The organism is Archangium gephyra (genome assembly GCF_049060025.1).
Taxonomy (GTDB): Bacteria; Myxococcota; Myxococcia; order Myxococcales; family Myxococcaceae; genus Archangium; species Archangium gephyra_A.
Window position 1 is genome coordinate 7,635,445 of the sequence record NZ_JBMEQQ010000002.1, and the last position, 11,226, is coordinate 7,646,670.

Consider the following 11,226-nt stretch of genomic DNA (forward strand, 5'->3'; position numbering starts at 1 on the left):
GCTTGTCGTCACGAGACGCCGCCCGCGTGGGGCGGAGTCCGTGAGCGACTGATGCGAGATGAGGCCGTGGAGGCGAGAGCCGCAACCGCTACCGCGAGGGGAACGAACGACACCCAGAGCACCGTGTCCCATCCGTAGGTCGTCAGCAGGCCACCGGACGAGAAGGAGCCCAAGGCCATCGTCCCGAACACGATGAAGTCATTGAGCGACTGCGCCCGCGTCCGTTCCTCGGGACGGTGGCACTCCAACACGAGGGCTGAAGCGCCCACGAAGCCGAAGTTCCAGCCGACGCCGAGCAGGATCAGGGTCAGCCAGAAATGCGCCACATCCACCCCCGCCAGCCCGACCGCGGTGGATGCCCCGGTCAATGCCAATCCAGCGGTCACCACGCGAGGGGCGCCGAAGCGCGCAATCAGCCGCCCGGTGAAGAAGCTCGGGGCGTACATCGCGATGACGTGCCACTGCAGGCCGAGGTTGGACACCTCCTGAGACAGGCCACACAGTCGCATCGCCAGCGGGGCGGCCGTCATGAGGAAGTTCATGAGCATATAGGAGACGGCCCCACAGATCACGGCGGTGATGAAGCGGGGCTCGCGCGCGATGGCACCGAGCGGGCGGCTGCCGGCCACCTCCGCGGCCGCCGGCATCGGAAGCCGTACGCCGAGGAGGACGAGGGCAGACACAGCGGCCACGGCGGCTTGGGCCAGGAAGGTGGCCGCGAACAGGTGGGCGGGCCACAGGTGCATGGTGTGGGTGACGAGCTGCGGACCGAGGACCCCGGCGAACACCCCGCCCACCATGACGGTGGACAAGGCTCGTGGACGCCGCTCCGGTGGGACGCAGTCCGCCGCGGCGAAACGGAACGAGAGGACCACGGCGGCGTAGGCCCCCCCGAAGAACGTCGCCGCGCAGAACAGCCAGAACGAACTCATGACAACCGCCAGGGCGGCCAGCAGGCCGACGAGCACGCCGCATCCGGTTCCTGTCAGAAACGCGGCGCGGCGACCATGGCGCCGGGCGATGGCGCCCGCCGGCAAGGTGCAAGCCGCCATCCCCACCACGAAGACGGAGATGGGGAGCGTTGCCAGCGCCTTGCTGGGCGCGAGCACGTTGCCGACAATGGCGCCCGTTGCATACACGACCACCGAGTTCGCGCCGGCAAGTGCCTGCGCGACGGCCAGCCTCAACACATTGCCCAGCTCGTCCCCAGAAGGGTGCGCGGGCTCGAGTCCGGTCGTCGTGTCGGCTTCGGTTCGAGACATGTGGCTCTTCATGGTGTGAGGAGACCGAGCCAGCGCGTATCGCGCGGCGATGGGCGGTGGTGCAGGCGGCGGTCGAGGAGCGCACGGGCCTTCGCGGCCTCGCCGCTTCGCATCAGGGCGACCAGGAGCGTGTCCTCCACCACCTCGCGCTGGGCGCCACTGCCGCCGATGCGTACGACCTCGGCCGCGACTGGCGCCAGGATGCGCACGCAGCCCGCGTAGTCCTCCTCCGCGAAGGCGAGGGCCGCGCGGCAGATCGCCGGCACCACCGGCCCCGCGGCCAGGGTGCCCGCCTCGACCAGGCTCGTCAGCGCCTCGGCGCGGCGCTCGACCGCGCTCCTGTCGCCGGTCGCCGCCTCGAGGAGGGCCAGGTGTGCGTCCATGAAGGCGAAGCCAGCCTTGGGGAAGGCCCGCCCGGCATAGGCCGCGACTGGCTCCCACAGCCCCGCCGGTACCGTGTGGCCGTAGGCCCGCAGCCGCCACAGGAGGGAGGCTGCGTCACTGACCACATTGATCGGCATCCCGGCCGAAACCGACGGCTGGACATGCTCCGCGTAGAGCGCGAGTGCCCGCTCCGGGTCGCCGCGCTCCAGGGCGACGAGCGCCGCGTGCCAGGCGATGTGACCATGAAGGATGCCGGCGCGGTCGTAGCCCGGCAGCCAGCCTGCGATCAGCGTCTCCGCGTCCTCACCAGCGCCGCCCTCGAACATGGCGTGCGTGAGCGCGTGGACCGCGTTCGCGTTGTTCTTCCGCAGTTCGTAGGCGCGCTGCAGCAGGGCGCGGCCGCGGCTCACCTCGCCGTTCTCGGCGTGAGCCCAGCCCCGGTAGGTGAGGAACCACCAGTCGTTGGCGTCGTAGTGCCGGGCGTGGCGCTCGCAGAGGTCCACACGCGCCTGGTCGTGGTCCGCCATCCCCGAGAAGGCGAAGAGCCCGAAGGCGCCAAGGGGGAGCGAGAGGATCAAGACATCTCGCGGCCAGGTGTCGGCGTGCGCGAGCGCCCGCTCCAGCGCCCTTGCCGGCTGACCGTTGATCGCGAGCGAAAGGACCTCGACATGGCTCTGCTCCCGTTCTGTTCCATGCCGGGCGACAAGCTCGGCCGCCGTTGCGATCCGCTCCCGGGCCTTCGCGGGTTCGGCGCGGATCGCATGCAGGCGGGCGCGCGCCGCATGGGCGAGGGCGAAGTCCGGGTCGGCTGCAATCGCCTCCTCCAGGGCCTCGGCGGCGCCGGGCCAGGCCGAGAGAAGGAGGTCCACACCCTCCCGGTAACACCCGGCCGCGAGGTCGGACGTCGTCGAGAGTGGCAGGCCGTGGCGGTCAAGGCGGCGCATGGCGGGTTCCTTCTCCTGGGAGCGGGCGGGCTTCGTCGCGGGAGCAGCCCGTTCCGCCGTCTGTCAGGTGCGGCAGACCCGGAACGCAGGACGCCGCCTCGAGCCGTATATAGCGGGGCGCCTCCTGTCCGTCTTTTGACCATCCGCCAGATTATGTAGAAGAACAGCCAAACCGGAGGTCAGCCATGACATGGGTGACGATCGAGGCACCGCCCGGCCTGGCCCCCCCCGGGCCGATGACCGTGCGCGTGCAGTCCATCCCGGCGCGTCACTCCTTCCCTGAGCATGCGCATCGCTGGAACCAGGTGGTCTACGCGATCTCCGGGGTGCTGACGGTGGCAGTGGAGGGGCGCTCCTTCGTGATCTCGCCGGAGCAGGCAGTCTGGCTGCCGACTGGCCTGCGGCACCGGGTGGGATCGCTGCTCGGAGCGGAGTTCCGCAGCCTCTGGATCGCCGACGAGGCCGGCGGTGGCCTCCCTGAGAGCCCCACCGTGTTCGGCGTCTCGCCGCTGCTGCGGGCTCTCATCGTCGAGGCCGCTGAGCTCGAGGGGCAAGAAGACCGCGACGGCTACGCCGGCCGCGTCACCGGTCTGATCCTCGACCAGCTCCGGCGCGCGCGGACCCTCTCGGGCGCGCTCCCCTGGCCGCGCGGGGAATCCCTGGCGGCGCTGTGCGAGGCCCTCTACGCGGACCCGGCCGACCCGCGCGGGCCGGAGGCGTGGGGCCGGGAAGCTCGGGATGTCGGGACGGACCCTGGCCCGCCGCTTCGAAGCGGAGGTGGGCATGAGCCTGCGCTCCTGGCGCCGCCGCCTGAGGCTGTTCAAGGCGATCGAGCTGCTGGGTGGCGGTCTGGATGTGACGCAGACAGCGATGGAACTCGGGTACGGCTCGACCTCCGCCTTCGTGTACGCGTTCCGGACCGGAATGGGTTGCAGCCCTCTCGCCTACATGCGCGGACGGGTGGCGGCGCGGGGGGGCTGAGCGCTGTTCACGTATGCGCTCGCCCTGCCCTCTGGGAGAGGGGGAGTGGCTCAGAAGGGCAGCCAGCTCGGCTTCACGCTTTTCGGGTTCGTCAGCGTGTAGGCGAGCTGGTTTTGCAGGTCCCCGAACGCCACGTTGTCCAGGTACATCGCCTCGATGCGCTGCTTGCCCACCGCCAGCTCGATGCGCTTGCCTCCCCCCGCGGGCGTCGCCACCAGCGTGTCCCCACCCGCGTAGCTCACCTGGTACTGCTTGCCCTTCACCTCCACCGGGACGTCGAAGCTCAGGTTCTTCGGTACCTCGGCCTTGTAGTTGGTCCCCCGAGAGCCCGGCACGCGCAGGTCGTCGAGGAAGTCGCGCAGGAAGTTTCGCGTCACCTGGCGCGACTGTCCGTCCAGCGCCGGGTCCACCTTGTTGTCGTACCCGAAGGCCAGCGTGCTGTTCCCCTTGCTCGGGTCCGTCAGGTCCCACGTCGGCAGCGTCAGCATGAACTGGTTCGCCTGGGGCTTCGTCCGGTCCATGTAGTCGTTGTAGTCCGACGCCGAGTCCTTCATCAGCGTGTAGCCGTTGAGCGCGTTCCACAGCACGTTCGTCGAGTCCAGGTTGCCCGCGGGCAGCGGCTTCGTCGTGTTGTGGTGGTCCGCCGGGTGGCCCGTCGCCCGCGTGTAGAGCGACGCCCCAATCGCAGGCAGGCCATTCTTGTTGTAGCCCATGGGCAGGTTGTCCAGCGCCCCTCCGTCCACCAGGTGCACCCGCCGGCCCGTCGCCGGGTCCACCACCTGCACCGGCTCGAAGACGCCCGGAATCGCCATCGAGGCCCGCACCGCCAGCGCCACCGGCGTGTCCGGCGTCGTCTCCTGGCTGAAGACGAAGATGCGGTCCTTCGCCGCCGTCATCCCGTCCGCCCCCGCCGCGCTGTCGTAGGCCTTCGCGGCAATCAATTGCAGCGGCACCTTCAGGTCCGCGAACGTCACCGGCCGGTCGTGAATCCCCGTCATCCGGCGCAGCTCCTGGTCGAAGAGCTCGAAGGCCTGCTCCCCGTTGAGGAGGCCTCCGTCCTTCATGTCCAGGTCCCAGTCGTAGAGGTTGCTCAGCCGGGGATCCTTCGCCAGCGCCTGAATCTGCTCGGGGCCCGCTCCCGTCGCCGCGAACGCCGCCGCGATGGAGCCCGCCGACGTGCCGCTCAGGCTCGTGGGCACCACCCCCAGCTCATACATCTCCGCCAGCATCGCCCCGTACCGCTTGCCCTTGCCTCCTCCTCCCTGGAGGCTCAGGTGCACACCCTGCGGCTCCCCGTCCTTCACCGGCATTCCCAGCTCCGCCCGCCGCGCCGCCACCGCCGAGCGGTACTCCTCCGGCGTCCGCACCGTGCGCGCCGCGGCGCCCTCGCCCAGCTTCAGCTCCCGAGGCCCGTTGCCGAAGAGGAAGTCCATGGGCGCCGGCGGCTTCGTCACCGGCGTGCCCGTGGGGAAGTGGCTCGCGTTCAGCTTCCCGCCCGCCAGCTCCTTCTCGAAGAACTGCGGGTCCACCCACATCGCCCCTGGCCGGGGGGCCGTGGCGCGCGTGTAACCGTAGTCCGCCTTCAGCTTGCCCTCGGCCGCGTCCAGCGCCTTCCGCAGCTCGGCCCGGCGCGGGTGCTGGGCCGGCGTCATCTCCAGCTCCAGGGACAGTTGGCGCACCTTGCCCAGCGTCTCACGGAAGTCCTTCGTCTGATCGACGAGCTGCTTGCCCTGCTCGTCGCGAATCTTGGGCGGGAAGATGCGCTCGAGCGCCTTGCGCACGTCCCCCAGGTCCACCTTCTTCAGGGCTTCCAGGGGAATGCGCAGCGGCTTGCCGGTGAGGGTGATGCCCTCCCAGCCCTTCGCTCCCGCGGGCTTCACGCCCGTGGGCAGCCGCGCCTCGAAGGTGTCCACAACCCGATTGACGTGGGTGTTGACGCTCTTCGCCGCGTGCTGCAGCGCCTGGCCCATCTTCTCCAATGGGTTGGACGGGGCGGACTCGGACGGACGGAGCAGGGGAGCCGGGCTGGACGTGCGGGTGGGCTTCACGGACATGCGCCATTATCCCCTCATCCGCCTGGAAAGTTGCGAGGGGGGCAGGGGGCCAGGGCGCACGGCAAGGCGATTGCTAAGGCCAGAGACAGCCCGCAGGGGCTTCTTCACTGGAGGTAGTCGTGACGCGCCGCGCAGTCGAGCCCCAAGTCGTTGCAATGCCTGACATCATCCTCTATCCCCGCGACACGGTGATGCGCGCGCTCGAAGTGATGCACCGTTACGGCGTGCACCTGTTGCCAGTGGTGGATGAACGACACGGGGAGATCCTCGGCCACGTCTCCGAGGAGGAGCTGCACCGCATCTGGTCCACGCTCCCGCTGGCCCGCATGACTGAAATTCTGACCGCCCGCGCCACCCTCGCTTCGGAAGGAAGTGCAGCCGAGCGTCCGCGCGTCGTCCTCGTGCCGGGTGGGCAGGGCGTCCGCTCCACCTGGTTGCACTAACGCGCGTCCGCCACCCGACGGATGGCGGCGACAATCTCCCCGGGCACCTCTTCCTGGAGGAAGTGGCCCGCGGGTGTCTCGGTGACTCGGGCTCGCGGAAACACCTCGCGGTGACGCCGCAGCGCCCGGCCCAGGATGGGGTCCTTCACTCCCCACACCAGCTCCACGGGTCCCTGGAAGGAGCGCGCCCAGGCGTCTCCCTCGGTGAGCTCCGCCATCGTGGGGTGCTCCGGGCCGTTGGGCACCATGCGCGCCAGCGCCAGCGGCGCCGCCCGGTCCACCACCCTGCGCAACGGCCACGCATAGGCCCTCGCCACGTCTCCCGAGATGGAGGCCGGGTCTCCCTGCGTGCGCCCCAGCACCGGCACGGGGAAGTTGAGCAGCCGGAAGGCCACGTCGCTCACCAGCGGCATCTGGGAGAAGCGGTGGAAGGCCGTGGTGCGGAAGCGCTCGGGTTTGAGCAGCGCGGTGTTCATCACCACCAGCCCCGTCACCCGGCCCTCCGCGCGCGCCGCCATCCACGCGCCCATGGGGCCTCCCCAGTCCTGCACCACCAGCACCACGTCCTTCAAGTCCAGTCCCCGCACCAGCTCCAGCAGCGACTCGCCATGCCGCCGCAGCGAGTGCGCGGACACCTCCCGCGGCTTGTCGCTCAGCCCCAGGCCGATGAGGTCCGGCGCCACCACCCGGTACGGCCCGCCCGCCAGGCCCGCCATCACCTTCCTATAAAGGAAGGACCAGGTGGGGTTGCCGTGCACCAGCAGCACCGGGCGCCCCTCCCCCTGGTCCACGTAGTGCATCCGTCCGAAGACAGTGGCGGCGAAGTGCGGCCGGTACGGGTAGAGCCGGGTGATGAAGGTGGGAAGTTCGATCATGGGCGGAAAGGCGTAGCACTTGCGTGCATGGTCAACATCAGCCCCCTGTCCAATGCCGACTTCCCAACGGGCTGCCCCCGGGGGCGCGGCCAGATCGCTCCACGCTTGCCAGGGTGTAGGGGGTCGCCCCCACGCCAACCGGTGGGGGCCGAGGAGGCGTGGCATGAAGGCTGTGGCGATCATCCTCGCTGCGGGGGAGGCCAGGAAGATGGGCTACTCCAAGGCACTCATCGAGCACGAGGGGGGCAAGAGCTTCCTCCAGTCGCTCACTTCGACGTTTGGCAAGGCCGGCTGCTCGGTCATCGGCGTCATCGGCAAGGACGCCGATGCCGTGCGGGACCAGCACCCGGCCATCCACCTGGTGGAGAACGAGCGGTGGCAGGACGGGCAGCTCGGCTCGGTGAAGGCCGGGCTGGAGGCGGCCTTCGAGGACGGTGCGGACCTGGTGCTCATCCACCCGGTGGACATGCCCGCCCTGCGCGCTTCCACCCTCAAGACGCTCATCAAGGCGATGGGGGACTCGGTGGAGGCCATCCGCCCCGAGTTCGAGAGCGCCTCGGGCTTCCCCATCATCCTCTCGCGCGGCGCCGCCGAGCGGCTGCGGGACAGGGACTCGGGCGAGACGCAGCTGGAGGGCGCGGTGCGCGGCCTGCAGGTGCGCCGGATTCCGGTGAAGGACCCGGGCGTCGTCGTCAACATCAACACCCCGGAGACCTACGAGCGGCTGTTCGGCTCCGCGCCGAAGCTCGCCCCTCCGCCCAAGCGCCGGGGCAAGAAGGGCGAGTCCACCACCGGCTCCTCGGCGTCCACCGGGGCGTCGGCTCCCATGGAGGCCTCCTCCGAGGGGATGTCCGGCTCTTGAGCCCGGGCGGCTCACACGGATGGAGTCCGCGTCCGTGGCACTCTCACCCTTTCCCTCTCCTGGACGGAGAGGGGAGGGGCCCGGGGGTCAGAAGTTCAGGCCGATGCCGGCGTAGGGGCCGCTGAAGTAGTCGCGGTGCACCACGCCATCGACGTGGCCCCGGTCATCCAGCATCTGGAAGCGCCAGCCGGTGCGCAGTGTGATCGCGTTGAGGTGCAGCGCGAGGCCCGCCTGCGTGTCCAACTGGACGTACGGCACCGGGACGATCTGGGCGCGGCCTTCCAGGTCCAGCGCCTCGAAGAGACACCGCTCGAAGGACAGCGCGAAGCTCGGGCCCGCGAAGGTGACGTCCGGCGCCTTGGCCGACGCCATGCCGCCTTCCAGCCGCAGCCGCGCGTGGTCGCTGGTGTACAGCGCGAACGTCAGGTGCGCCGAGAACAGGTCGATCTTGTCCACGCCCGCCGTCCCGTCGCCGGCCGGCAGCCGCAGCCCCGTCACCGCCGCGGCCACGCCCCAGCGCTGGCCCTCGATGCCCACGTTGAGCCCCAGCGACGAGCCCTCTCCCAGCGACTGTCCCTCGACGCCCAGCCGGAACATCAGCGGGTTGCGGTTGCGCGTCTCCGGCGCCTGCCGCTGCTGCTGGACCACCGGCTCGCGTCCGTAGGGGTACATCGGCTTGTGGCCGGGCTCCAGCTCCACGGACGCTCTGTAGGAGTCGAAGGAGGTCGTCTCGTAGTAGGTCGTCGTCTCGTAGCGCTGGACCGCCGCCGCCGTGTCCGCCACGAAGTGGATGACGTCCAGGATGGCCCCCACGGTGTTCACGGTGTCGCTCACGGAGTTCGAGCCGCTGTAGCTGGAGCCACCACTGTAGCTGGAGCCGCCGCCGGAGCTGGAGCCGCCACCGGAGCTGGAGCCGCCACCGGAGCTGGAGCCGGAGCCGCTGTTGCTCGATCTCACCGGGCTGGCGTCGTGGACCTTGCCGCTGCTGGAGCTGGAGCTGGAAGAGGAGCCGGAGCGCTTACCGAAGCGCGCCTCGGCGGTGCCAGCGGTGAAGAGCAGGCTCGTCGCCAGGGACGTGCACAGCAATTGCCTGAGGGTGGGCACGGGGATTCTCCGGAGCGGGAAAAAGGAGGGAGCCAGTGGCTGACCAGAGGCTCGGACGGCCGCCCGCCCGGTTTATTCACGGCGATTTCCCGCGCGTTTTCCGAGGCGGGGAGAGGCATGTAGGTGCTCAGTCGAGAAAGCGCCTCCACCAGCGCTTCGCCTCGTCCTCGGTGAAGCGCAGGCTGGAGTAGGTCGGCGGCTGGTCGAGCGAGTATGTGTCCGAAGGGTTCAGCGGCTCGAGACAGGGCCCCAGCACCCGTGCGAGCTCCTGGTACGCGGGAAGGGTCTGCCCGGCGGAGAGGTCTCCGGCTTCGGGACTCTCGCCGAGGGCGACAACGACGCGCTCTTCGTCGAGCGCGTGCACGGTGGTCTCGGGGGACTGGAGGCGCGCGCGAAGACTCGCGGCTCCACCGAACTCGCCGAGCACGGGCTGCCCGAGGAAGTTGAGCCAATGGACGCCATCGACCCGCGTGCCCATCCGGTGCGCGTAGGACCAGGCCGGGCGCAGGTCGATGCCCGGGTAGCGGAGGAGCTCGGCGCGGAGGGCATTGTCCCTGGAACGCAGGGGCCAGTAGAGGTGCAGGGCGAGGCCCACGTGGCCGGTGGCGAAACGAAGCTGGGAGGCCATCTCCAGGGCGAGCGCGCGCACCTTCGTGGGGCCGTGCTGCTCCAGGTATTCGGTGGGCAGGGTCGCGGTGAGGTAGCTCACCAGCTTCGGGGGAGGCGTGCGCGAGGGAATGCGGGCCTGGTACCAGAGTTGGTAGCCGTTGGTACTGCCGAAGCCTCCATCGAAGATGAGTTGGGTGGCGAAGCCCCGCTTTGTCATTTCGTAGACAGAGGGTTCGCTGAGCTCTTCGACGAAGCGGAACGGGCGCTTGGGGCTGAGGAGGTGGCGGAGATAGCTCCAGGTCTCCTCGGTCAGTGCGTCGCCTTCGTCTTCATTGGTGTAGACGTGATTGATTGTTCTGGGACCCTGCCCCACAGCACGCAGGTAGCTCTCGACCGCGTGACTCACCCCGGAGGCGATCTCGGGGTGGTCGTATGGCAGGTAGAAGGCGAAGCGGACAACGTCTCGCGCGAGTAACTCCCGCAGCCGGAAGCGGGGGGGGGTCTTACCACTCCAGAGCCTGACCTGGACGGGGCAACGTCCACGGTGACGGATGCGAGGGGAGGAGGGAGTCATCAGGGGATGCCGAGTTGGAAGAGTCCCGTGGGAGAGATGATGGCCGCGGGGCAGCGCCTGGTGAGATCCTGGTAGGCCTTCAATTGCGCCTCTGCCCGGGCAGACTTGTGCGGGGCCAGTTTGTGGGCGGAGAAGCAGGGGAATTTGAGGTCGTAGACGCACTGCACGTCGGTGGCATTCCTCGTCCCGTGCACCACGAAATCGGGATTGAGGGTGCCAATGCCCCCGTTCGTCAGCACGGCTCCACTCTCCTCGGGGTCGGGCTTGTAGCGAGGCTCGATGGTGAAGTTTTCGCGGAGGTCCGGAGGCAGGCGAGCCTTGAGGCAGGCGAATGCCGCGGCGTGTTTGAGGCGCCCGAGCTCCCGGGCGAGGGTCACTTTTTCCCCCGACTCAGTGAAGCTGACGATCTTCTTGCACTCGGCGTCGTTCGGGAACTTCCCGTTCTCGAACCTGAAGCCGCCGTCGCTCTGCTGGTAGGCCTCGTTGATGTCCGCGTGAACTTGCGCCACGCACGCCTTGAGGGTGGCTTCGACGAGATCCAACTCCGTACCGGTCAGGGCCCGCTCGAGGGTGTTGAGACCCTGTACGGCCTCGGTGGCCTGGATGAGCTTTTCGACGACCTGACCAGCCCGAGTCGCCGCTGGCGCGACGAGTTCCCCGGTGCTCGCATTGACCGGGGCGGCACAGGCGGCGCCACAAGACTGGTTGAATTGTGACCGCGAACCGGTGAGCCGCCCGCCCTGGGAGGGCTGGGGCTGGAGGAGCGCTGGCTGGCAGGAGATGCCGAGGAGCGCGGCGGCTGAGATAGCGAGGAGGACGCGCGCGGGGATCCAGGCCCGTGTTGCCATGCGGGGGGACTCTACCGCCGTGCTCAGGTCAGCGGCACGTCGTAGTACGTGCGCCGCTCCCCCGGCTTCTGTCCTGGCCACACCGCCCAGCCCTCCCAGGCTCCCCCCTGTTTGCGCAGGCACCGCGTATGGACCCGGATGCCCCGGAGATCCCTCTGCACTTCCATCAGGTTGAACAGGCGCGGCACCGCCTCTGGCCGCTCGTATGTCGGAGCCCCGAAGCTTCCGGCGCCTACGACATGGAGCCTCCGCTCCGCATGGAGGTAGTTGACCAGGTCGGCCCGGT

At 69.4% G+C, this 11,226-nt stretch carries 10 protein-coding genes and 2 pseudogenes; 4 read left to right on the plus strand and 8 right to left on the minus strand.

Annotated elements, in window-relative coordinates:
* Positions 1–8: 8 nt before the first annotated feature.
* Both ACN28I_RS33470 and ACN28I_RS33475 read right to left on the minus strand, forming a co-directional pair.
* Positions 9–1,262 (minus strand): MFS transporter, encoded by a 1,254-nt coding sequence (locus tag ACN28I_RS33470; protein ID WP_420945971.1) that lies wholly within the window; start codon positions 1,260–1,262, stop codon positions 9–11.
* An 8-nt stretch (positions 1,263–1,270) separates the two neighbouring features.
* Positions 1,271–2,590: a tetratricopeptide repeat protein gene (locus ACN28I_RS33475; protein WP_420945972.1), complete on the minus strand. Its 1,320-nt coding sequence runs from the start codon at positions 2,588–2,590 to the stop codon at positions 1,271–1,273.
* 236 nt (positions 2,591–2,826) lie between these two features.
* Between ACN28I_RS33475 and ACN28I_RS33480 the strand changes: the two are divergent.
* Positions 2,827–3,030, plus strand: a pseudogene (locus tag ACN28I_RS33480) (AraC family ligand binding domain-containing protein); the annotation flags it as partial.
* A gap of 295 nt (positions 3,031–3,325) precedes the next feature.
* A pseudogene (locus ACN28I_RS33485) lies at positions 3,326–3,571 on the plus strand (helix-turn-helix domain-containing protein); the annotation flags it as partial.
* Between the two features lie 50 nt (positions 3,572–3,621).
* Here ACN28I_RS33485 and ACN28I_RS33490 read toward each other — a convergent pair.
* Positions 3,622–5,625, minus strand: coding sequence for a patatin-like phospholipase family protein (locus tag ACN28I_RS33490; RefSeq protein ID WP_420945973.1), 2,004 nt, complete (start codon positions 5,623–5,625; stop codon positions 3,622–3,624).
* A gap of 155 nt (positions 5,626–5,780) precedes the next feature.
* On the opposite strand from ACN28I_RS33490, the gene ACN28I_RS33495 reads away from it, so the two are divergent.
* On the plus strand, positions 5,781–6,068 hold the full coding sequence (locus ACN28I_RS33495; protein ID WP_420945974.1) for a CBS domain-containing protein: 288 nt from the start codon (positions 5,781–5,783) through the stop codon (positions 6,066–6,068).
* Here the strand turns inward: ACN28I_RS33495 and ACN28I_RS33500 are convergent.
* A complete protein-coding gene (locus ACN28I_RS33500; RefSeq protein WP_420945975.1) occupies positions 6,065–6,943 on the minus strand; it encodes an alpha/beta fold hydrolase in 879 nt (292 codons plus the stop codon). The two genes, ACN28I_RS33495 and ACN28I_RS33500, sit on opposite strands and share 4 nt — an antisense overlap.
* Positions 6,944–7,106: 163 nt before the next feature.
* Between ACN28I_RS33500 and ACN28I_RS33505 the strand changes: the two genes are divergently transcribed.
* Positions 7,107–7,805: a nucleotidyltransferase family protein gene (locus ACN28I_RS33505; protein ID WP_420945976.1), complete on the plus strand. Its 699-nt coding sequence runs from the start codon at positions 7,107–7,109 to the stop codon at positions 7,803–7,805.
* Between the two features lie 87 nt (positions 7,806–7,892).
* On the opposite strand, the gene ACN28I_RS33510 is transcribed toward ACN28I_RS33505, so the two are convergent.
* From ACN28I_RS33510 to ACN28I_RS33525, 4 genes are all read right to left on the minus strand, one after another.
* Positions 7,893–8,909, minus strand: a complete 1,017-nt coding sequence (locus ACN28I_RS33510; RefSeq protein WP_420945977.1) for a hypothetical protein — start codon at positions 8,907–8,909, stop codon at positions 7,893–7,895.
* 127 nt (positions 8,910–9,036) lie between these two features.
* Positions 9,037–9,735 (minus strand): type VI immunity family protein, encoded by a 699-nt coding sequence (locus tag ACN28I_RS33515; protein WP_420945978.1) that lies wholly within the window; start codon positions 9,733–9,735, stop codon positions 9,037–9,039.
* A 356-nt stretch (positions 9,736–10,091) separates the two neighbouring features.
* A complete protein-coding gene (locus ACN28I_RS33520) occupies positions 10,092–10,940 on the minus strand; it encodes a hypothetical protein (RefSeq protein ID WP_420945979.1) in 849 nt (282 codons plus the stop codon).
* 23 nt (positions 10,941–10,963) lie between these two features.
* Positions 10,964–11,128, minus strand: a complete 165-nt coding sequence (locus ACN28I_RS33525; protein ID WP_420945980.1) for a hypothetical protein — start codon at positions 11,126–11,128, stop codon at positions 10,964–10,966.
* Between the last annotated feature and the right edge of the window lie 98 nt (positions 11,129–11,226).